The sequence below is a fragment of the Nocardia sp. NPDC050718 genome (assembly GCF_040654235.1).
Classification (GTDB): Bacteria; Actinomycetota; Actinomycetes; order Mycobacteriales; family Mycobacteriaceae; genus Nocardia.
In genome coordinates, this window is sequence record NZ_JBFAHQ010000003.1 from 899136 (window position 1) to 921085 (window position 21950).

General features: G+C 68.8%; 18 protein-coding genes. 9 read left to right on the forward strand and 9 right to left on the reverse strand.

The features are described 5' to 3' along the window. The 6 genes from AB0H54_RS18420 to AB0H54_RS18445 form a co-directional block, all read right to left on the reverse strand. Positions 1 to 1224, reverse strand: coding sequence for a hypothetical protein (locus tag AB0H54_RS18420; protein WP_357346523.1), 1224 nt, complete (start codon positions 1222 to 1224; stop codon positions 1 to 3). An 11-nt stretch (positions 1225 to 1235) separates the two neighbouring features. After that, a complete protein-coding gene (locus tag AB0H54_RS18425) occupies positions 1236 to 2468 on the reverse strand; it encodes a hypothetical protein (RefSeq protein ID WP_357346524.1) in 1233 nt (410 codons plus the stop codon). Between the two features lie 188 nt (positions 2469 to 2656). After that, entirely contained in the window at positions 2657 to 4192 is a 1536-nt protein-coding gene (locus AB0H54_RS18430) for a serine/threonine-protein kinase (protein WP_357346525.1), read from the reverse strand. Positions 4193 to 4273: 81 nt separating this feature from the next. Continuing rightward, complete coding sequence (locus AB0H54_RS18435; RefSeq protein ID WP_357346526.1) at positions 4274 to 5515, reverse strand: hypothetical protein; 1242 nt, start codon at positions 5513 to 5515, stop codon at positions 4274 to 4276. Further along, positions 5512 to 6666, reverse strand: coding sequence for a hypothetical protein (locus AB0H54_RS18440; RefSeq protein ID WP_357346527.1), 1155 nt, complete (start codon positions 6664 to 6666; stop codon positions 5512 to 5514). Before AB0H54_RS18440 ends, AB0H54_RS18435 begins: the two co-directional genes overlap by 4 nt. Before the next feature lie 138 nt (positions 6667 to 6804). Then, positions 6805 to 8010 carry a hypothetical protein gene (locus AB0H54_RS18445; RefSeq protein WP_357346528.1) on the reverse strand — a complete coding sequence of 402 codons (1206 nt, stop codon included), beginning with the start codon at positions 8008 to 8010 and terminating at the stop codon, positions 6805 to 6807. A gap of 175 nt (positions 8011 to 8185) precedes the next feature. On the opposite strand from AB0H54_RS18445, the gene AB0H54_RS18450 reads away from it, so the two are divergent. Together AB0H54_RS18450 and AB0H54_RS18455 are read left to right on the forward strand one after the other, a co-directional pair. Beyond that, positions 8186 to 9331 (forward strand): RNA-guided endonuclease TnpB family protein, encoded by a 1146-nt coding sequence (locus tag AB0H54_RS18450; RefSeq protein ID WP_357346529.1) that lies wholly within the window; start codon positions 8186 to 8188, stop codon positions 9329 to 9331. A 214-nt stretch (positions 9332 to 9545) separates the two neighbouring features. Beyond that, positions 9546 to 10838: an FHA domain-containing protein gene (locus AB0H54_RS18455; RefSeq protein WP_357346530.1), complete on the forward strand. Its 1293-nt coding sequence runs from the start codon at positions 9546 to 9548 to the stop codon at positions 10836 to 10838. Here AB0H54_RS18455 and AB0H54_RS18460 read toward each other — a convergent pair. Further along, entirely contained in the window at positions 10835 to 12280 is a 1446-nt protein-coding gene (locus AB0H54_RS18460; protein ID WP_357346531.1) for a metallopeptidase, read from the reverse strand. The genes AB0H54_RS18455 and AB0H54_RS18460 overlap by 4 nt on opposite strands. A gap of 107 nt (positions 12281 to 12387) precedes the next feature. On the opposite strand from AB0H54_RS18460, the gene AB0H54_RS18465 reads away from it, so the two are divergent. The 6 genes from AB0H54_RS18465 to AB0H54_RS18490 all read left to right on the forward strand — a co-directional run bounded on the left by AB0H54_RS18465 (position 12388) and on the right by AB0H54_RS18490 (position 19467). Further along, a complete protein-coding gene (locus tag AB0H54_RS18465; RefSeq protein WP_357346532.1) occupies positions 12388 to 14913 on the forward strand; it encodes an FHA domain-containing protein in 2526 nt (841 codons plus the stop codon). 76 nt (positions 14914 to 14989) lie between these two features. Beyond that, positions 14990 to 16324, forward strand: coding sequence for a hypothetical protein (locus tag AB0H54_RS18470; RefSeq protein ID WP_357346533.1), 1335 nt, complete (start codon positions 14990 to 14992; stop codon positions 16322 to 16324). Between the two features lie 177 nt (positions 16325 to 16501). Continuing rightward, complete coding sequence (rplM, locus tag AB0H54_RS18475; RefSeq protein ID WP_022567307.1) at positions 16502 to 16945, forward strand: 50S ribosomal protein L13; 444 nt, start codon at positions 16502 to 16504, stop codon at positions 16943 to 16945. Next, entirely contained in the window at positions 16942 to 17457 is a 516-nt protein-coding gene (gene rpsI / locus AB0H54_RS18480) for a 30S ribosomal protein S9 (protein WP_355271429.1), read from the forward strand. Before rplM ends, rpsI begins: the two co-directional genes overlap by 4 nt. A 165-nt stretch (positions 17458 to 17622) precedes the next feature. Next, the gene (gene glmM, locus AB0H54_RS18485; RefSeq protein WP_355271431.1) at positions 17623 to 18960 is read left to right on the forward strand and encodes a phosphoglucosamine mutase; all 1338 of its coding nucleotides are present in this window, start codon (positions 17623 to 17625) and stop codon (positions 18958 to 18960) included. A gap of 132 nt (positions 18961 to 19092) precedes the next feature. Continuing rightward, positions 19093 to 19467, forward strand: coding sequence for a hypothetical protein (locus AB0H54_RS18490; protein WP_357346534.1), 375 nt, complete (start codon positions 19093 to 19095; stop codon positions 19465 to 19467). Here the strand turns inward: AB0H54_RS18490 and AB0H54_RS18495 are convergent, their stop codons facing one another. Together AB0H54_RS18495 and AB0H54_RS18500 are read right to left on the reverse strand one after the other, a co-directional pair. After that, complete coding sequence (locus tag AB0H54_RS18495) at positions 19468 to 19899, reverse strand: hypothetical protein (RefSeq protein WP_357346535.1); 432 nt, start codon at positions 19897 to 19899, stop codon at positions 19468 to 19470. Between the two features lie 8 nt (positions 19900 to 19907). Next, a complete protein-coding gene (locus tag AB0H54_RS18500; protein WP_357346536.1) occupies positions 19908 to 21548 on the reverse strand; it encodes an ABC-F family ATP-binding cassette domain-containing protein in 1641 nt (546 codons plus the stop codon). Positions 21549 to 21693: 145 nt separating this feature from the next. Here AB0H54_RS18500 and AB0H54_RS18505 point away from each other — a divergent pair, with 145 nt between their 5' ends. Continuing rightward, a complete protein-coding gene (locus AB0H54_RS18505) occupies positions 21694 to 21885 on the forward strand; it encodes a PspC domain-containing protein (protein ID WP_355271437.1) in 192 nt (63 codons plus the stop codon). The last annotated feature ends 65 nt before the right edge of the window (positions 21886 to 21950 follow it).

A 21950-nucleotide genomic window follows, 5' to 3' on the forward strand; every position in this document is an offset into this window, starting at 1 on the left:
TCACTCACTCTTCTTCAGGATCGCGTACTGCGCGGCGGTCCGTTCCTGCAGAATCGGGTCGACCTGCAGCGCCGCCTTCGACACGCTCGCCAGCGACATGACAACGGCGACGTAGCGGCCGTAGACGAGAACACAGATCCCGTTGTAGCCACGGTTCGGGTCTTCGTCCTCCATCCGCAGGCACTGGGCGTCGGCGATGCCAGGCGGCGGCGCGAGTTCGGAATCGCCCTTACCGCGCTTGGCGAGGGCGGTTTGCAGCGTGAACGCGGCCTCGAGATCGCGGGTGCGGTACACGGTGCTGAAGCGCCGGCCGACCAGATCGACTCCGGCCGCCTCGAAGGCCTTCCTCGCCTCGGCGGGGTTCCGCTCGAAGTGCAGGATCCCGGACGGCTCGAAGGTGCCGAAGTCCTCTTCGTGGTAGCTCATGCCGTAGGGATCGCCCGACGGCGATTTGCCCGTCGCCCGCCGCATGATCCCGTCGGGATCGAGCGGCAGGTCGAGCAGGTCGTCGGGGGCGATGACCCGGTACTTGTCGAGAGCGGGCAGCTGCAGATCCAGGGTCTTCTTGATCTTGGTGGCCAAACCGGCCGGATCGGCGGTCTCCTGCGACATGCTGACGGCGATCACGAACGGGCCGTGTGCCTGGAAGACACTGACCGCCGTGCCGTCCTTGCTAGACCCGTTGGCCTCGGCGTAGCCCGGGATCGTCACCGGCTGCCGGGGATTCTCGCCGGACGTGCTCACCTGGTACATCGCCGTCGCCGCGTTCTTGCTGTCCTGCGCGGTCGCGAAATGCAGCACGCTCAGGTGCAGGCCCTTGGTATCGCGCACGCTGCCGTTCGTGCGTGACGCGGTGACGCCGGCGATGAAGCTGTTGCCGTCGACCGCGGCCTTGAACTGCTCCGGGAGCCCGTCGTCCTTCGACATGTCCGTGCCGTCGGCGAACACCTTGGTGGAGAGGCGCTTCGTCAGTTCGGGGTCGACATCGATCGGCTGGACGAGAACATTGAGCAACCGCCGCCCCTCGATCAACCTGACCGATTTCGCGGTGTCGGAGTACTTCAGATCGAAGGCGGTCGGTTCGGTGACCGCCGCGCCGGTTTTCAGCGTCGCCAGGTCGACCGGCGTCATGCCGGGCTTGGCCTGGCCGGAAATGGGCGCCGCGCAACCCGACCCGACGATCAGGATGGTGAGCAGCCCGGCCAGCCGCAGGGTGTTCTTCATCTCGGGCATCCTCATCGGCGGGTGAGCAGAACGTATTGGGCGGCGACCTGCTGATGCAGATCCTGCAGGTTCCCGTCGCGGATCTGCGCGGCGTAGCGGTCCACCTGCAGGTAGCAGATGTAATCGGAGGTTTTCACCTCGCCCTGTGACTCGTAGGTGTTGGCCCGGCAGGCGACCGCGTCGGCCAGCTTCGACGGCGCCGCCGCCTCCTTCGAGTCCGCTTCCGGCTTCTTCCACTCGTCGACCAGGGCTTTCGCACCCGCGGCCGTGGTGGATCGGAAGACGACCGAGTCGCCGAAGGTGATCAGGTCGATGCCGTGCTTGGTGAACGTGTTCAGCAGATCGGCGTCCGGATCGGCGAACAGGCTCAGTGCGCCGCGTCCGATGGAGTATCCGTCGGGCTGCGCGCGCACCGGTGCCGACGGATCCGAGGGCAGGGTCCGGCCGAGCAGCCCGGTCGGGTCCAGCGGGACCCGCTCGAGCTGGTCAGACGGGGTCGGCACGAACTTGTCCAGCAGCGGAATCTGCACCGCGAGTGCCTGTTCGACCTGCGCGGTCAGCGAGGGCAGGTCGGGTCCCTTGGTCTCGTCGTCGATCTTCATGAAGATCACGTAGCGGTCGTGGACCGTCCAGGAACCGATGGAGGAGACCGACGGCCGCCAATGCGCGTAGGTCTTCGGGTACTTGGTGATCGAGACGGACTCGTTGTCGCTGTTGAAGGTGAAGTCGTCGTGCTCGAGGATCGGCGCGACGGTCTCCGCGGTCTTGGCGTCGGGGAAGATCAGGACCGAGAGATTGAGGCTGCGGCGCGGCGCACCCCCGCTCGGACCGGTCGCCCAGGTGTTCAGCCAGCCGGCGACCAGATCCTCGGCGACCTCGTCGAAGGTGTCGTTGATGATGAGCTTGCCAAGGCCCTTGCGATTCAGCACGATCTGCGTGGGATGGACCAGCGATTCCCGGCGATTGTCGTAGACGTAGGCGGGGTCGATCTCGAAGGGCACGGCCACATAGTCCGCGAGCCGCTGCGCTTCCCACGCCCGTCCCTGGTTCAGGCTCTTGGCGTTGCCGACCGTGCGCGGCTGGGTCTGGTAGTTGCCGAAATCCAGGTCCGACTTGTCCGGTTCGATGCGCGTCGCGCTCCCCGACACCGGTGATCCGCACCCGACCACGGCGGCGGCGACCACGACGGCGACCGCCGCCAGAATCGCTCCGCGCGCTCTCGATGCACCACGGTTGAGCAGCACGCTCTCCCCCTCCAACTGACCAACTGATCCGATCGTGGACCGACTCGGACCGAGTCCCAGGCCACCCTTCCCCGGTGATCTGGCTCGCGGGCATAGTAGCGCACCCGTCGGCGGCGCTACCACGCCAGCGAGCTGCGCGGATCGGCCGATCCCGCCCTCCCCGGGCGCGAACGACCACCGAGCGTGGGCTACTTCACGCGGCTCTTCAGGACCGGGAGCAGCCGGGACAGCAGGGTCTGTTCCGAGCTCGACGTCCAGGAGCGCAGGGCCGTGACGCTGATCGGGTCGTCGACCGGGATGACGGTGGCGCGGGAGCCGGTGATCTGGAAGGGGAGGCCGAGGAGGCCGCCGCCGCCGGCTTTGGCGTCGCTGCGGACGGCGAGGATGTAGCTGTCCTCGGCGACGTTCAGGCGGTCGAAGGAGTTGGCGACGGGGCGGGGGGAGGGTTCCTCGCCGGACTTGGTGTAGTTGAAGTTGTAGACGAAACCCAGGTCCTCGAGGAACTTGGTCTGCAGGGTGCCGCCCAGGTAGGTCGCGACCTTGTTGTCGGCGTCGACGTCGACCATCAGCACGGTCTTGCCGGTGAAGGCCGGGTTGTCCTTGCGGGCCTGCTCGAGCGGGCTCAGCGCGGCGGTCGCGACCGTCGTCGTGCCCGAGCCGCCGACCTGCGGACTGTCACCGCGGGCGGCCCAGATGCCGATCCCGGCGGCCACCGCGACGACGGCGACCAGCGCGCCGACGGCGAGGACCAGCCGGTTCTTCGAATTCTTCGGTGGTTCACCGGGATTCGTCGCGCCGATCGCGGTGACGGCGTTGGGCGACCACTGGGTGTGCGTCTGGATCGGGTAGGTCGGCGAGGTGTGCTGGCCGGGGAGATGCGAGCCGGGGACGAGGGCGGCGGTCGCGGCGGTGGTGAATTCGCGGCAGGTCGAGAACCGCTCGTTCGGATTCTTCGCCATGGCGCGGGCGAAGACCTGGTCGATCGCGGGTGGCAGGCCGGGACGCACGGCGGTCGCGCGGGGCGGCGGTTCGTGCAGGTGGCCCATCATCACCAGGGCCGGTTGCGTTGCGGGATACGGGTTCTGGCCGGTGAGGAGTTTGAAGAAGGCGCAGGCCAGGCTGTAGACGTCGGCGCGGTGGTCGAGATGACCACCCGACAGCTGCTCCGGCGGGGCATAGGCGATGGTGGCGAGGAAGCTGCCGGTCTGGGTGAGCTCGGAGGCGTCGTCGGTCGACTTGGCCACGCCGAAGTCGGTGAGCAGCACCCGCTCGTCGTCGCCGTAGGTGTCCGAGAGCAGGAAGTTCGCCGGTTTGACGTCGCGGTGCAGCAGGCCGCGATGGTGCGCGAAGTCCAGGCCCTTGCCGACCTCGGTGGTGATGCGCAGGGCGCGCAGCGGGGTCATCGCGTGCGGGTCGCGGGCGAGTTCGGCGGCAGCGTCGGTGCCTTCGACGAACTGCATCGCGATCCACAGCTGGCCGTGCTCCTCGCCGCGGTTGTAGACCGAGACGATATTCGGGTGATCGAGGCCGGCGGCGAGATTGGCTTCGCGTTCGAACCTGGCGCGGAACTCGGGGTCGCGGCTGAGCTCGGGGCTGAGGATCTTGAGCGCGTCGGTGCGCGGCAGGCTCGGATGCGCGGCCAGATAGACCGAGCCCATGCCGCCCGCGCCCAGCTTGCGGATGATTCGGTAGCCACCGACGATGGTGCCCGGGCTCATCGTCATCTCTTTCGGTCTCCTGACTCGTTGCTGTGCCGCGCTCCGGCGGGAGCATACTGGCCGCCCTGTCGACGCGCAGTCCTCAGCTCACCGGCTGTTGGCGAAGACGGCGTACTGCGCGGCCGCGCGTTGCTGAGCGTCGAGGAGCTGTTCGCTGCTGACGATCCCGACGTACTGCTTGTAGGCGAGGATGCAGCTGAAGCGCTTCTTCGCGGCCAGCTGCTTGTTCTCCACACAGGTCGCGTCGGTGAGGTTGGGCGGTGGCGCGACGTCGGTCGCGGTGGGCCAGAGGAACAGCTTCTCGGCGACCGCGCGGCGGGCCGACTCGGCGTCGGGAGTGCGGATGCCGATCGAGCCCCACGAGATGGCGACCTGCTGGGCGTTCATCTTCGTGAGCTGCTGCCCGATGTACTCGCGGTGGTCGGGGAGCGGGCCGCCAGAGTAGTGCTGGATGCCGCGCGCGCCGGTGACCAGGTAGTACGAGCTCTCGGGGCCGGTCAGTCCATCGGGGTTGAGGGTCCGCATCAGGACGTGATCGGGGTCCCAGGGCAGGGTCATGAGCTGCTCGTCGGTCAGCGGCGTCGTCGCGGCCAGCGCCTCGATCTGCTTGGTCAGCGCCGACTCGGCCAGGGCGGTGAGCGCGGGCAGGTCGGGCCTCGCCACCGACAGCAGGAAGGCGATCACATACGGACCGTGCGGCAACAGCACCCGGACGAACGGCGAGTCCGGACGCCACTGGGCATGGGCGGCAGGGTATTTCGGCAGCGACACCGGCTGGTTGCGCCCCTCCTGCGCGGCGAAGTCGGCGTCGTGGAATTCCCGGGCAGCCGCGGTGGCGCGCTCGGCGTCGGGGAATTGCAGGATCATCGTGGTCGCGGTGAACCAGTTGTTGTCCTTCTTGGTCGGCCAGGTACCGCTGGTGGCGACGCTGAGATCCTTCGAGGCACCGCTGGAATGGAAGCCGTAGAGCATCTTGTATTTCTGCGCGATGGCCGACATCGCGGTCTCGTTGCCGAGTTCCGACGGCATCAGCCGGGCGTTGTTCGCGTCGGCCCGGTTGCCGTAGATCATCTGCGGATCGATGTCGTAGGCGCTGATCGCGTAGTCGGCGATCCGCATGGCGGCCAGCTTGTACATCTCGTAGAAGGCCGGAATCGGATCGTCGTCGTGGGCATTGGGCGGTTCGGTGGGATACGCGCCGACATCGAGCGAGCGGATATCGATCTCACCCGGCACGCCGGAGCCGGACACGGTGGCACCGCAGGCCGTGAGGGCGGCGGTCAGCAGGGCGGCGATCAGCACCGTCGCGGTGCGCTTCGGGCTGCTCATCGGGCGTTCACCAGCAGGGCGTACTGGGCGGAGATGCGTTGCTGGGCATCGAGGAGCTGGTTCGACCAGACGTAGGCGGCGTAGCGGTCGTAGGACACCGCGCAGTAGAAACGGACAGCCAGCTTCTCCCGGCCGATGTATTCCTTGCACCGGGCGCTCGGCAGATTCTTCGGTGGGTCCGCGGCGGTGAATTTGCGGGTGAGGCCGCCGAGTTCGTCGCGCACCGCCCGCGCGCCCGCGATGTCGCGCGCGCGGTAGACATCCGAGCCGTCGTTGGCGAACAGGTCCACCCCGTTGTCGTCGATCATCTTCGTGGTGCTCTCCGGATCGGAGGAGAAATGCCGTGCGGTGCGACCCGCGTAGACACCCGGCGGGTTGATCCAGGAATCCTCGCGCGGGCGGGGCGCGGTGCGGCCGAGCATGTTCTCGCGATCACGCTGGAGCGTCATCAGCTGGTCGACGGGGGTCGGGGTGAACTTCGCGACCGAGGGCACGATGGTGTCGAGGCTCTTGCGGGTCAGGTCGAGCAGCGCCTGCTTGTCGACTTTCTCCAGATAGATCTTCAGGTAGTCGTAGAACCAGGTGTAGATCACGAGATGGCCGGTGGCGAACCAGGATCCGATCGACTGCTGGTCGGGCTGCCAATGCGCTTTCGCGGCGGGATAACCGGGAATCTCGATCGGCTGATTGTTCGGCGCGTAACCGAAATCGAGTCGTTCGAGCGCGGTCGCCGCGGCGGCGGCTTTCTGTTCGTCGGGGAAGATCATCACGGCATTGACCATGTCGATGCCCTTGTTGTGGCCCGCGGTCTCCGCCGAACTCACGAAACCGCCGATGAAGTCCGGCGCGATCTCGCCGAAACGATCGACCGCCATGATCTTGCCGAGCGACGCCTCGGCATCGATGAACACCGTGGCGATCGAGGAGTTGGTGTGGATGAAACGCGGATCGATGTCGGCGGGCGTGGGGACGTGGTCACCGAGCCGCTCGGCTTCGATGAACCGCGCCTGATCGTGGTTCGCGACCGTGCCGACCTGGCGTGGCTGGGTGGCGTAGGCGCCGACGTCGAGCGTGGTGAGGTCCACCGGAACATCGGTCGCCCCGGCTGCCGGGTCGCCGGTGCCACAGGCCGCGACGACACCTGCCAGCATCGTGGCCGCCAGGGCGGCACACGCGGTCCTGACTGGTCTCGTGGCTCGTAACACGATCATTCCTCCCCGAAACGATGGTCGGCGGAATACTACGTCACCGAATTCGGGGATGGGGCGGCGCTGGTGCGCGGCCCGGTCTCACAAACTATTCGCGAGCAGGGCGTACTGGGCGGAGATCTTCTGGCGGACGTCGGGTTCCTGGTCGGAACTGACGATGCCGAGATAACGCTTGTACGGGACGTAGCAGCGGTATTTGTACTCCTCCTCGGCGTCGCCCTCGTTGGTGAGTTGCAGGCATTTGGCGCCGGGGATATCGGTGGGGGCGGGCAGGGTGTCGTAGTGGCCCGCGCTGTCGATGAGGCCGGTCATCAGGGCATTGGCGGCGGCCAGGTCGCGGACCCGGGTGATGGAGCCGCCGTCGACGAGGGCGATGCTCTCGGCGCCGGTGGTGTCGACCAGCCGTTGGCGGGTGGTCTGGTCGTCGGCGTTGTTGACCAGGTGGGCGGGGCTGTAGACGGCGAAGGAGTGCTGGTCGGGGTGTTCGCTGGCGCGGTCCTGCACGACGGCGCGGGCGAGCAGCCGCTCCGGGTCGATCGGGAGGTCGCCGAGTTCGTCGAACGGGGTGGGGGAGAAGGTGGCGAGCTGGGTGAGCTCGGCGGCGAGGGTCTTGTCCACCCACGCGGTGAGGTCGGCGGCATCCGCGCGCGGGCGCTGGATGAACAGCGAGATCACGAACTCCTTGTGCGCCAGGAACGCGCCGATGGTCGGCACGTTCGGACGCCAATGGACATAGGCCTCGGGGTATTTCGTCGAAGGCAGCTTGCGGTTGTCCGGCGACACCGCCAGGTCGACGTCCTCGAGCTCACGGGCGGCGAGGGTGGCCGCCGTGGCGTCCGGGAAGCGGAAGACGGCGGTGGTGACGGCGGTCGCGTCGGCGGCCGGACGTTTCTGACCCGACGGATCGGCCTTGTCGGAGCCGAGTGCGGCGTACCCGGTGACGAATTTGCGGTTCTCCAGAACGGGTTTGGAGACATTGGCGACGAAATCGAGCGCCCGCTCCACATCGGGAACCACGGTGCCGCCGCGGCCGTGCGACAGCGACGGATCGATGCGCACGGCGGGCACGACGGCCGCGGACATGCGCGTGCCCTCGACGAGCGCGCCCAGGCTGCCCGCCGTGTCGTCGTAGCTGTGGTGATCGGTGGCGTAGGTGCCCGTCTCCAGTCCGCGCACATCGGGTTCGGCGGCGACCGGGGTCCCGGTGACCGCGCAGCCGGTCAGGGCGGCGGCGATCGTGGCACAGCAGAGTGCGGACGCGATGCGGATCTTCGTCGAATAGATCATCACAGTGCCCCTGTGCTCCTACGCGGTGTCCGCGACAACGATCGTCGGACCTCGCACCGCCACACCTGTGTCGGCTCGACCGGTCGAGGTGGATTTCATGATAGCCGGGCCGGTGCCCGAACTGCCGTCTACCGAGCCAACCGGAGCGGTCATAGCTCAATGCTATTGTTGCCGAGTGTTGTTGAGGTATCTCTTCCGGGTCTACCCGACACCAGGCCAGCAGATCGCGCTGGCCAGGGCATTCGGGTGCTCGCGCGTGGTATTCAACGACAGTCTCCGGCTGCGCCGGCAGGCTCGTGCTGCGGGGACAAGCCTGTCGGACACCGAGATCCAGAAATGTGTTGTCACAGAGGCGAAGCGGACCTCGGAGCGTGCCTGGCTGGCCGAAGTGTCGGCCGTGGTGCTGGTGCAGGCATGCCAGGACGCGAGGGCGGCATATCGGAACTGGATCGCCTCCCTGTCCGGAAAGCGTCGTGGTCCGAGAATCGGTGCGCCGCGGTTTCGATCTCGAAAGGACTCCCGTCAAACGATTCGGCTGACCCGTAATGGGTTCAGCCTGCGCCCCAACGGCCGCCTGTACGTTGCCAAGATCGGTGACATCGCAGTCCGGTGGTCGCGGAGCTTGCCCAGTGATCCATCGTCGGTCACGATTGTTCGCGACAGCAGCGGTCGGTACTTCGCTTCCTTCGTGGTGACGACCAGCGACGGACCGCTTCCAGCATGCGCGTCCGAGGTGGGTATCGACCTGGGCCTAGCGAACTTCGCGGTGCTGTCCGACGGGTCCACGATCGAGTCTCCGAGGTTCTTTCGGCAAGCTGAGCGTCGGTTACGCAGGGCGCATCAGCATCTGTCGCGCAAGATGAAAGGTTCGTTGAACAGGGCAAAGGCGCGCGTGCGGCTCGCCAAAGCCTATGCGAAGGTTCGAGACGCGCGCCGGGACTGGGCGCACAAGGTATCCACGAAAATCGTCCGCGAAAACCAAGCGGTCTATGTCGAGGACCTGTGTGTACGAGGCCTGGCACGGACAGCGATCGGTAAGTCGGTCCACGACGCCGGGTGGGCCGTGTTCACTCGAATGCTGATGGACAAGGCCGAGCGGTTCGGGCGAACTTTCATCAAGGTCGATCGTTGTCCGTCGTCGCAGTTGTGCTCGATGTGTGGGCTGCTCGACGGGCCGAAGCGCCTCGACGTTCGGAAATGGACGTGCGGGTCGTGCGGGGTGACTCATGATCGCGATCTGAACGCCGCCAAGAACATTCTCGCCGCCGGACGGGCGGAGAGGCTAAACGCTTGTGGAGGGGCTGTCAGTCTTTCGGCTTAGACCGCAAGCCGGCCCCTGTGAAGCAAGAACCCACCGAAGCGGCGTCCGCCGCGGTAGGAATCCCCGCGCCACTGCGGGGAGGACGTCAACGGACCAAGGCCGCCCAGGGGGACCTATGTGGGCGGGTTTGCCATAGTCTGGAGGGCATGGCGACGACCCTGCTGCGCAGTTCCGGTAGAGGCCGATACCTGTGAGGGATCGGCAGGTCGAAGTCGTGCTCGGAAGTCACGCTGTCGCGCGGGTCGCGGGCGCGGTGATCGTCGTCGCGCATCGCGGGCACGGCAGGCTCACCCCCGACGACACCGCGGCGGTCGCGCTGGAGTCGCTGGCCGAGCTCGTGCGCGCCGCCGCCGAGGAAGTTCCGGGTGGCCCCGGCGCGGTGGTCGCGCGCGAGGCGACGCGCTGGCTGATGAAGTACGCCGAGCAGATCTCGCCGGGCACGCCGATCGATTTCGGGGTGCTCTCGGCCGCCGACAACGGTGGGGTCGCGATCTTCCTGCACGGTGCGGTGACGGCGGTGCTCGCCGGGGACGGCACCACCGAGTACTACCGGGGCAGTGACGCCGCGTTCACCGTCGACCGGGTGGCGTCCGAGCCCGCCACGGCGGTCGCGCTGTTCGTCGACGACGCCAAGGGCCGCATCCCCGATCTGCCGCCGGAGCGTGGTGTCGGGTGGCTGGTCGAGGGCATCGCGCAGGCGGGCGGCGCCGTGATGTGGTCCAACGGGACCCGCTCCCGGGTCCGCACCGCCGATCCCGCGGCGGGCACCCGCAGGCCACCACCGCCCACCGCCCGGATCGATCGGGAACCGCGTCCGGCGCAAGCGGATTCGCGACCGGTCGAGCCGCCCGCCACCGGAATGCAGCCGGCGACGTCACTGATGGACGCGGCCACCAGCGCTACCGGACCGGCGCACCAGGCCGTCGACCCGCACACCGCGGAGACCAGGAACGCGGGCACCAACCCGGCGCCCGAACCCGACCCCGACCTGCAGCGCCGGCTCGAGGCGACGGCCAGGTCGACGGTGCTCACCGTCAAGGTGATGGGATTCAAGTGCGCGCGTGCGCATCCCAGCGATCCGCGCTCGGCCTTCTGCACGGTCTGCGGCATGCCGGTCGACCAGACCCAGGCGCTCAGCGAGGTGGTGCGCCCGCCGCTGGGCATGCTCGTCCTCGACGACGGCATGACCTACCTGCTGGCCGCCGACGCGGTGATCGGCCGCGACCCGGAGAACTCCGAGGCCGCCCAGCGCGGGCTCATCCCGCTGCGCGTCGACGACACCTCCGGCGGCATGTCCCGCGCGCATGCCGAAGTGCACCTGGTGAATTGGGATGTCCAGCTCGTCGACCGCGGGTCGACCAACGGCACCCGCACCCGCCTGCCCGGCTACCGCGACTGGATCCGGCTCACGCCCAACCAGCCGATGGCGCTGATCCCCGGCACCGAGGTGATGATCGGCAACCGCGTCCTGCGCTACGAGCCCGCCGCGCCGCCGCCGTTCGGCTAGGAGTACCGCGACAGGCAGGTGGTCTCGCCGTTGAGGACGCCCGCCCGGAAGGCGTCGACCCGGGAGAATCCGCTCGGCACGGTGTTGCCCTCGGTGTCGCTGGCGGCCAGGCCGTCGGTGAGCAGGCCCGACACCGCCTCGTCGAGGTCGCCCGCGGAGAGCTGGATGTCGCCCTGGCTGGCCGGGCGGCCGGGCTGGGCCAGCTTGCCGGTGACCACACCGGACAGGCAGGCCGCGCGCAGGCCGGTCTTCGCGCCGGTCAGCGCCTGGCCGTGGCTGCGCTGGACGGCGAGGGTGTAGCGGGAGATGAACACGACGTAGCCGTTGTAGTCGCCGCTGACCTTGACCGGGAGCGGGCCGTCGTCGTCGGTGTCGGCCGAGCCGCGCTGGGCCAGGCCGGGCACGTCGGTGGCGATGACGTTCCTGGCCGGGCAGTAGGTGACCGGTTCGGTCGCCGTGCCGTCCTTGCAGTCGATCTTCGCGCCGGAGTACTCGTAGGCAGGGGATTCCTTCACCGGCAGGATGGACTGCAGGGCCTTGCTCAGCTCGACCAGGTTCTCCTTGGTGATCGGGTACTCACCGCGGCCCTGGTCACCGGAGAAGCTCTGCGGCAGATTGCCGCGGCGCTGGTCGATCTCCTCGTCGTCGATGCCCTTGCAACCGCGCGGGCCGTCGGTGAAGCCGATCTGCACCGCCGTCACGCGCTCGAAGGCCGAACCGTGCACGCTCTCGGGGTCGTCCGGGTCGGAGTCGCGGATCGAAACGGTGGCGGCGAGAACGGAATTCAGGCCGTCGGAGGTGTTGATCGTGAAGTGCTTGGACTTGCCCTCCGCGACGTGCCGCATGAACGCGCCGGCGAAGCAGTCGGCCTGCTGTTCCTTGACCAGGACCGGGGTCTTCTTGGTGACCAGCTTGGCCATGGTCTGGATGGCGTGGCCGTATTCGTGCGCCAGCACCATGACCACCGACATCTTCCCGAAGGTCTCGGTCATGGTGGGCAGCAGCATCGCGCGGTCCCAGCCGATGGAGTTGTCGCTGCGGCAGTAGGCGGCGTTGACCAGGTGGTAGGTGGTCTCCTTGCAGAAATCGACCGCCTGGTTGCGCGAGGCCCTGGCGTTCCAGGACACCAGCTTCTCCACCGGCTCGAAGGTCTCGCCGCGGAACTCGATGCCGAACGCGTCCTTCCAGTACGCCTGGATGTCGTCGATCGCGTTGAGCGCCAGCGCGTCGACCTCGCCGCCGTCCCCGTTCGACGCGGTCAGCTCCGAATCCGGCACGTTCGGCCGCGGCCCGTTCGGGCCACCGGTGGTCGGCAGCCCGGCCACCTGGAACGGATCGTCGTAGATCGAGACCCCGTGGCCCTCGATCGCCCGCGTGCAGCCGGTGCTCAGCAATGCGCATAGCACGGCGGTGATCGCAATGAGCACTTGGGGTTTCGGCATCAGTCCCCCTGGTCGGCCGGATACTTGTGCAGGTCGATCGCCGGATCGGGACTGAAGCCGTCTCGGGGGCACCGCCGATGTCCGGGCGATGGCATAGTATCCGCTCCATGTCTTCACCGGGGGCGCAGACCATCACCGTGCGCCATGATGGAACCGAACGAGTCTTCGAAGCGAGTCAGCAGATCACCATGGGCCGGGCGCCCGAAGTGACGCTGTTCGTGGACAGTCCGCTGGTCTCGCGCGTGCACGCCACTCTGCGCTTCCAGAACGGCGCGTGGGTACTCGCCGACAACGGCAGTACCAACGGCGTCTTCGTCGACGCGCGCAGGCTGAGCCAGCCTGTATCGATCGATCGGCCCACACAGGTGCGTCTGGGGGACGCCATCAGTGGGCCGTTGCTGCATCTGGTGCCCGCGGCGCCGTCCTCGCGGCACGCCGCGACGATGCTCGCACCGCCGTCGCAGCCGCAGCAACAGCAACGTCCGCCGCAACGTCCGCAGCAGCAGCCCTACCAGCCACCGTCCAGACCGGCGCCGCAGCAACAGCCGCAGTACGTGCCGACCTCGCAGCTGCCGTCCCAGCCGATGGCGCCGCAGGACAACATCAACATGACCCGCCGCGCCGACTCCTCGATGCTGCCGCCCGTGCGCAAGTCGGCCTCGACCGAGCCGGTGGCGCGCGGCGATCGTATTCCGCCCGGCGGCCTGAGCATCGGCCGTACCTCCGACAACCAGATCGTCGTCAACGATCCGCTGGCCTCGCGCAAGCACGCGCGCCTGGTGTCCTCGGGGGAGGGCCTGGTCATCGAGGACCTCGGGTCGGCCAACGGCACCTTCGTCAACGGTCACCGGCAGCAGCGCACGGTGCTGCGCGAGCGCGACATCGTCACCATCGGCAACATCGACTTCGTCGTCACCCAGGGCGCGCTGGCGCATCGGCAGAAGCCGGTCGCCGAGCTCGGCCTGACGGTGCACGGGGTCGGATTCACCGTCGAGGGCAACAAGCAGCTGCTCGTCGATGTCAACATGCAGGCCGGTCGCGGCACGCTGACCGCGCTGATCGGCCCGTCCGGCGCGGGCAAGTCGACGCTGTCGAAGCTGATCGCGGGCAGCACCCAGCCCTCCGGCGGTGTGGTCACCTTCGAAGGGCGCAACCTGCACGCCGAGTACGAGGCGCTGCGCTCCCGCATCGGCATGGTCCCGCAGGACGACGTGCTGCACCGGCAGCTCACCGTCCGCCAGGCCCTCGGCTTCGCCGCCGAACTGCGGCTGCCGCCCGACACCACCAAGGCCGACCGCCAGCAGGTGATCGACGGCGTGCTCCAGGAGCTCTCGCTCACCCAGCACGCCGACACCCGCGTCGACCGGCTCTCCGGTGGTCAGCGCAAGCGCGCGTCGGTGGCGATGGAGCTGCTGACCGGTCCGTCGCTGCTGATCCTGGACGAGCCGACCTCGGGTCTCGACCCGGCGCTGGACCGGCAGGTCATGCAGATGCTGCGCGAACTGGCCGACGCCGGTCGCGTGGTGATCGTGGTGACCCACTCGGTCGCCTGCCTGGACATGTGCGACCAGGTGGTGCTGCTCGCGCCCGGCGGCAAGACCGCCTTCGCCGGTCATCCCGGCGGCGTCGGCGCCGCGCTCGGCACGACCGACTGGGCCGAGATCTTCGCCAAGGTGGCGGCCAACCCGGACCAGGCCTTCGCGGCCTATCGATCCAGGCAGGCGTATGTGCCACCGCCGCCACCACCGGCGCCGATGCAGCGCGGCAACGCGGGCGCGCCACCGCAGTCGAGCGGGATGCGCCAGTTCAGCACGCTCGCGCGCAGGCAGTTGCGGCTGATCTTCGCCGATCGCGGCTATCTGATCTTCCTGGTGGTGCTGCCGTTCATCCTCGGCGCGCTGTCGCTGGTGGTGCCGGGTAGCGACGGTTTCACCGAGGGCCCGCTGATCGCGCAACCGGACGGATCGTTCGCGCGATCCAGTGGCGGTGAGGCGCAGCAGCTGCTGGTCGTGCTGATCCTCGGCGCGTGCTTCATGGGCGCCACGCTGACCGTGCGTGACCTGGTCGGCGAGCGGTCGATCTTCTATCGCGAGCGCGCGGTCGGCCTGCTGCCGTCGGCGTATCTGATGGCCAAGATCGTGGTGTTCAGCGTGACCGCGTTCCTGCAGTCGGCGGTGCTGGTCGGCATCACCTTCCTGGGCAAGAAGGCGCCGCCGGAGGGTGCGCTGATCCCGAACGGCAGTGTCGAGCTGTACTTCGACATCGCGATGACCGCGGTCTGCTGTGTGGTGTTCGGCCTGCTGATGTCGAGCCTGGCCAAGTCCAACGAGCAGGTCATGCCGATGCTCGTGGTGATGATCATGGTGCAGCTGGTGATGGCGGGCGGCCTGATCCCGGTGACCGACCGGGTCGGCCTCGAGCAGGTGTCGTACCTGTTCCCGTCGCGCTGGGGTTATGCCGCGGGCGCGGCGACCGTCGACCTGCGCGAGCTGGTCATCGGCGCCCAGGAGGATCCGCTCTGGGAACACAAGCCGGGGATCTGGATCCTCGACATCGTGCTGCTGATCGTGATCACCTCGATTCTGGCGGTCATCACGTGGAGCCGCCTACGGCTGAAGAAGTCGCAGGCGTGACGGGGGATCGCGAGGTCAGGGCCGTATCGGCGGGCATGCTGCGCGTGTCGCTCGCCGACCGGGCACACTTGAGCCTGTGACCGTTCGAGTTGGGGCCCTGCATCTGGGGTGGGATGTGGTGTCCGTTGCCGCGGGCGGCGGTGAGACCCCGATCCGCCCGGTTCAGGTGGAGGGCACCTACACCCCACCCGCCTATCTGCTCGCCGATGCCGCAGGCAGGCTGCACACCGCAGGTGTCGACCGGCAGCGCCCGGATCTCGGCATGGCGATCGCCGACGTGCGCGACATCCTCGGGCACCCGCAGATCGTCATCGCCGGCGCCACCTGGCCCGCCGAGCTGGTGTTCCGGGCCCGGCTGTACAACCCGCTGGCCGCGGTCGGCAAGTACCTGCGCGGCAAGCCGCAGCTGGTCGCGCTGCCGTATCCGGACAGCTGGCCGGACGAGAAGGTCGACACCTACGCCGCGCTCGTCGAGCAGCTCGACGTGGTGGTCGAGCCGCTGCCGGAGAGCGTCGCCCTGTCGGGCTACGTGCGCGCGCTCGGGCTGGTCTCGCCGCCCAGCGAGCGGCACCGGCACGGCATCGGCGCGACCGGTGTGTACTCCGACGGCCGCGCCCTGCTGGTCGTCGCGGTGCACGGGGACGACGACCAGCCGACCGAATCGGTCGAGGTCGCGGTGACCGCGGAGGCGCTGCGCGACGCCCGTTCGGCCGACAATGTGGTCATCGAGGCGATGGCGGCGGCCCGCTCGATCGGCGCCGACACCTCGACGGTGCTGCTGGCGGGCAATGTCTGCTTCAACGACGCGCTGCGCCTGGCCTTCCAGAACCACCTGGGCCAGCGCCTGCACGTGGCCGACCATCCGATGCACGCGCTGGTGCTCGGCGCGGCGCATCTGCTGGTCACCGAGCCGGAGCTGGACGAGGACGACTATCCCGAGTCGCAGCATCCCGGCCAGGGCTACGCCGCGCAGGTCGGCTGGGGCGCCCCGGCGCCGCAGACCGGTCCGCCGCCGAGTCCAGCGGGCATCGTCGCCGGACCGCCCGCGCAGGCGAGCGGATCGCCGCGGCACGCGCTGGCCGAGCCCGACGACGACGATCGCCGGGGCAAGCTGATCGGCAAGGTCAAGAAGGGCTTCTTCGGCGCACCGGCCGTGCTCGGCATGGTCGCGCTGGCCGCGACGGGCCTGCACGCCGGCGCCGCCGGTCCCGCGGTCGCGGCCGAGGGGGAGCGGGTGACCTGCGCGTTCACCCCGTACGCCAACACCGTCCCGCCGGAGGGCATCGCGAGCGCGCGCGGCGGCGGCCTGATCGAGGACAACGCCTGCGTCACCCCGGGCATCGACACGCTGCGCTACCTGATCCCCGGGCCCGCTGGCGCGACCGACCCCGGCCCGCCGGTGGTGATCTAGCCGCTCGCCCGATTGTGGTGGCGTCATGCGTAGCTGGTATCGTTGCTCGCTGGCGTGTGGAACGTCGAACCGTTCGCGGATCGGCGTCTCCTCGATGTCCCGGGTCTCCACCGGCCGCCGGGACGCTCTCGAACCACACCCGTGGCCGGCAACACCGACGACAGACAGGGAACGACTGTGCCTACGTACAGCCCCAAGGCGGGTGACGTGACCCGTAAGTGGTACGTCATCGACGCCACTGACGTAGTCCTCGGCCGTCTCGCCGTGCAGGCCGCTGGCCTGCTGCGCGGCAAGGGCAAGCCGACCTACGCACCGCACGTCGATGGTGGCGACTTCGTCATCATCATCAACGCGGACAAGGTTGCCATCTCCGGCAACAAGAAGCAGGACAAGCTCATCCACCACCACAGCGGACACCCGGGCGGCCTCAAGTCGCGCACTGTCGGCGAGGTGTTGGCGACCCGTCCCGATCGTCTCGTGGAGAAGGCCGTCAAGGGCATGATCCCGAAGAACAAGCTGGGTAACGCGATCGCGGGCAAGCTGAAGGTCTACGCAGGCCCGAACCACCCCCACGCCGCGCAGCAGCCGGTTCCGTTCGAGATCAAGCAGGTGGCCCAGTGACCGCTCCTGAAGAGTTCAACGAAGACTACGACGTGGTCGACGAGACCGTGGTCGAGGTTGTCGAAGACGGCGAAGGCTACGAGGCCGAGTACGTCGAGGAGACCACCTACGCCCCGATCGTGATCGATCGCCCGGTGCAGACCGTCGGCCGCCGTAAGGAAGCCGTCGTTCGCGTGCGCCTGGTTCCCGGCTCGGGCAACTTCGTGCTCAACGGCCGCACCATCGAGGACTACTTCCCGAACAAGGTGCACCAGCAGCTCGTGAAGTCCCCGCTGGTCACCGTCGAGCGTGTCGAGAGCTTCGACATCTACGCTCGCCTGGTCGGTGGCGGCCCGTCGGGTCAGGCGGGCGCTCTGCGTCTGGCCATCGCCCGCGCGCTGATCGAGGTCACCCCCGAGGATCGCCCCGCGCTCAAGCGTGCCGGCTTCCTGACCCGTGACCCGCGTGCCACCGAGCGTAAGAAGTACGGTCTGAAGAAGGCCCGTAAGGCGCCTCAGTACTCGAAGCGCTGATTTACGCACTGCCGACCACCGTCCCGCGCATACGCTAGGTATGCTCCCCCGCGAGAGCGGGGAGGGGCCCGGTCGGCGGAGCTCGTGTGCGAGAGCAGGCTTCCAGCACGGCTGGTCGCCTGCTCTCGTGCTGTATTCGGGGACCTACTACCAGTAGAGGGTTTTATGGGACGGCTGTTCGGCACAGACGGTGTTCGTGGGCTCGCCAACGAGTCGCTGAGCCCGGAACTGGCGATGCGCGTAGCGGGTGCGGCCGCGCAGGTGCTCTCGCGCGGCAAGAAGCGCGCGGTCGCGGTCCTCGGCCGTGATCCGCGGGCCAGCGGCGAGATGCTCGAGGCCGCGGTGACCGCGGGCCTGACGTCCGTCGGTGTCGATGTCCTCTCGGTGGGTGTGCTGCCCACCCCGGCCGTGGCGTATCTGACCGGCCTCTACGACGCGTGCTTCGGCGTGATGATCTCCGCCTCGCACAATCCCATGCCCGACAACGGCATCAAGATCTTCGCGGCGGGCGGGCACAAGCTCGACGACGCCGTGGAACAGCGGATCGAAGCGCTGATCACCGAGGGCGTCACGGTGCGCCCGACCGGCGCCGGCATCGGCCGCGTGCGCGGTGACTACACCGTCGAGGGCACCCACGAACGCTATGTCGAGCACCTGCTCGAATCCACCGGCCAGGACCTGTCCGGGCTGACCGTCGTCGTCGACTGCGCGCACGGCGCGGCCTCGGAGGTGGCCCCGCAGGTGTACCGGGAGGCGGGCGCGACGGTGATCGCGATCAACGCCGAACCCGACGGCCTCAATATCAACGACGGCTGCGGCTCGACCCACCTCGACGCGGTCCGCGCCGCCGTCCTCGCCCACGGCGCCGACCTCGGCATCGCCCTCGACGGCGACGCCGACCGGTGCCTGGCGGTGGACGCCGCGGGCGAGATCGTCGACGGTGACGCGATCATGGCCGTGCTGGCGCTGGCCATGCGGGAGTCGGGCGAGCTCGTCGCCGACACCCTGGTCGCGACCGTGATGAGCAACCTGGGCCTGCACATCGCCATGCGCGCGGCGGGCATCACCGTGCTCACCGCCGCCGTCGGCGACCGCTACGTGCTGGAGGAACTGCGTCGCGGCGGGTACAGCCTCGGCGGCGAGCAGTCCGGGCACGTCGTGTTCCCGCGCTACGGCACCACCGGTGACGGCGTGCTCACCGGGCTGCGGCTGATGGCGCGGATGGCCCAGACCGGGCGTCCGCTGAGCGAGCTTGCCGCGGTGATGAGCACCGTGCCGCAGGTGCTGGTGAACGTGCCGGTCAGCGACAAGGCCGCGGTCGCCGTGGCCCCCGAGGTGCGCGACGCGGTCGCCGAGGCCGAGCGGATCCTCGGTGAGTCCGGCCGGGTGCTGTTGCGGCCCAGCGGAACCGAGCAGCTGGTGCGGGTGATGGTCGAGGCCACCGATCCGGCGCAGGCGCGCCAGCTCGCCGACGATCTGGCCAAGCGGGTCGCGGCCGTCTAGCTCCACCTGGCGGGTCGCGCCCGGCCCATCTACTATCGGCATACGCCGTATGGACCTGTGTGCCGGTGGCGCGTGTGCTGCTCGGCGCACCGGATAGTTTGGCGCGCAGCACGATTCGAAGGGGGCCGATTCATGGTGCCGCCGCTGCCTGCCCGGAACTATCGCGACGAGGACCGCTACCCGGTCGAGTACGGCGAGCCCGATCCGTATCACCGCTGCGGCGGGGCGTGCGGCAGGCCGGGGTGCCGTGATGTGCCGCAGGGGTATTCGCACACCGTCCCGATCCGCGACGAGGGCTACGGCCAGCCGGTCGAGCACTACGAGCCGGTCCCCGAGCCGACGCGCGGCTACGCGTTCCCGGTGCCGCGGATGCCGCGGTCCCGGTCGTTCATCGTCGTCGTGGCGATTCTCTTCGTGACCGGCGCCGCCGGGCTGATCGGCGCGAAACTCGGGTCCGACATCGATCTGTTCGGTGCCCCGGCACCGGCGGTGACGCAGTCGTTCTGATCAGAACTGGCCGACGGCGAATCCGCTGAACAGCACCAGGAAACCGCCGACCTCGCCCGCCATCAGCCCGTACATCGACAGCCGCAGTTCGGCGGGGATCCGCCCGGCGAACTGGTTGGTGGTGTCGCGCCGCCATCCGTGCAGCGCGTAGCTGGCGATCGCGCCCGCGAAGAACGCCAGGATCACCAGGTCGGCGGTCAGATTGACGATCGTCGGCCAGGCGCTGAGCTCGGTGAACACCGCGAGCAGCACGCCGGCGAAGGAGTACAACAGCGCCGCGCGATGCGCGATGTCGACATAGACGTGCGCCGCGCCCTCGGGCGAGGTGCGGATGCCGTGGTACTTCCACACCCCGAGCAGCAGGGCACTCAGGAAGATCAGCCCGGTGACCAGCAGCGTGACGCGGGTGTCGATGCCAAGTGTGAGGTCCATGGACCGTCCTAACCCTCGGTGAGCGACCCACCCGCCATGTGCCAACGGCGGGTCGCACGAACAGAATCCAGCATCCGGCGATCATGCGTCACCAGAATCAGCGTGCCGGTGAAGGATTCGACCGCCTGCTCGAGCTGTTCGATGGCGGGCAGGTCGAGGTGGTTGGTCGGCTCGTCCAGGACCAGCAGGTTCACCCCGCGCGCCTGCAGCAGCGCCAGCGCGGCCCTGGTGCGCTCGCCGGGCGACAGCGTGTCACAGGCCCTGGTGACGTGCGGGCCGCGCAGGCCGAACTTCGCCAGCAGCGTGCGCACCTCGGCGTCGGGCCAGTCCGGCATGGCGGCGCCGAAGGTGGCGGCCAGCGTGTCCTGACCACGGAACAGTCCGCGCGCCTGGTCCACCTCGCCGATCAGCACCCCGGAACCCAGTGCGGCCGAACCGGAATCGGGCGCGATCTTGCCCAGCAGCAACCCGAGCAGAGTGGATTTGCCCGAACCGTTGGTGCCGGTCAGCACGATCCGGTCGGCCCAGTCGATCTGCGTGGTGATCGGCCCGAGCGTGAAGTCACCGCGCCGCACGACGGCGTTGGCCGCGGTCGCCACCACCGCGCCACTGCGCGGCGCGGTCGCGATCTCCATCCGCAGTTCCCACTCCTTGCGCGGCTCCTCGACCACGTCCAGCCGCTCGATCCGGCGCTGGGTCTGGCGCGCTTTGGCCGCCTGCTTCTCGGTGGACTCGGCACGGGTCTTGCGACCCATCTTGTCCGAGTCGCCCTTGCCCTTGCGCCGGGCATTGCGCACGCCGTGCTCGAGCCAGTTGCGCTGCATCTGGGCCCGCGCCTCCAAACCCGCCTTGGTGTCGGCGAATTCGTCATACGCCTCGCGCGCGTGCCTGCGGGCGATCTCGCGTTCGGCCAGATAGGACTCGTAGCCGCCGTCGTAGAGCCCGACCTGCTGCTGCGCCAGATCCAGCTCCAGCACTCGATTCACGGTGCGCGCCAAGAACTCCCGATCGTGGCTGATCACCATCAGCGGCACCCGGACACCTTTGACGAACCGCTCCAGCCGGTCCAGGCCGTCCAGGTCGAGATCGTTGGTCGGCTCGTCGAGCAGCAGGATGTCGAAGCGCGACAGCAACACCGAGGCCAGACCCGCGCGGGCCGCCTGCCCGCCCGACAGCCCCGTCATCGGGGTGTCAAGGCCGCCGGCCAGCCCCTCGGTGAGTCCGAGATCGGCGGCCACCTCCTCGGCGCGCTGATCCAGGTCGGCGCCACCGAGTGCCAGCCAGTGTTCGAGCGCGGGCGAGTAGTCGTCGTCCCCGCCGTCACCGAGCCGCTCGGCGGCGGCGTCCATCACCTGCTGCGCGTGCGCGACCCCGGTCCGCCGGGACAGGAACCCGAGCACCGTCTCGCCGTCGATCCGCTCCGGCTCCTGCGCCAGATACCCGACCGTCGCGTCCGGCGGACTGAGCGTGATGCTGCCCTCGCCCGCCACCCCGTCGGCCAGCATCCGCAGCAGCGTCGACTTGCCAGCGCCGTTCACCCCGACCAGCCCGATCACATCGCCGGGCGCGAGGGTGAAATCGAGGTCGGCGAACAGCGTCCGCTCGGCGTGGCCCGCGGACAGACCGGTGGCTTGCAATGTCGTGCTCACCGCCTAAGTCTGCCCGTCTCGGGGTCGGACCCCGAGACGGGCCCTCCGGAAATCAGGGTGCGGATGGGTCTGCCGACCGATGCGGGCCGGGGTCCGGTCTCGGCACAGTGGAGTCATCACCGCTTCCCGAGGAAGGCAACACACAATGACTGCCCCCGCCCGCCGCTTCACCCGTTCGACCAGCGACAAATGGATCGCAGGCGTCTGCGGTGGCATCGCCGAGTACTTCGGCTGGAACGCCAATGTCGTCCGCCTGGTCTTCGTGGTCTCCTGCCTGCTGCCCGGCCCCCAGTTCCTCCTCTACCTGGTCCTGTGGCTGATCATGCCCAAGAAGTAAGGCCCGACCGCTCCGGTAACCGCTCGCGGATGACAGGATGGTGGCAACCCCGCCGCGCCGTCATC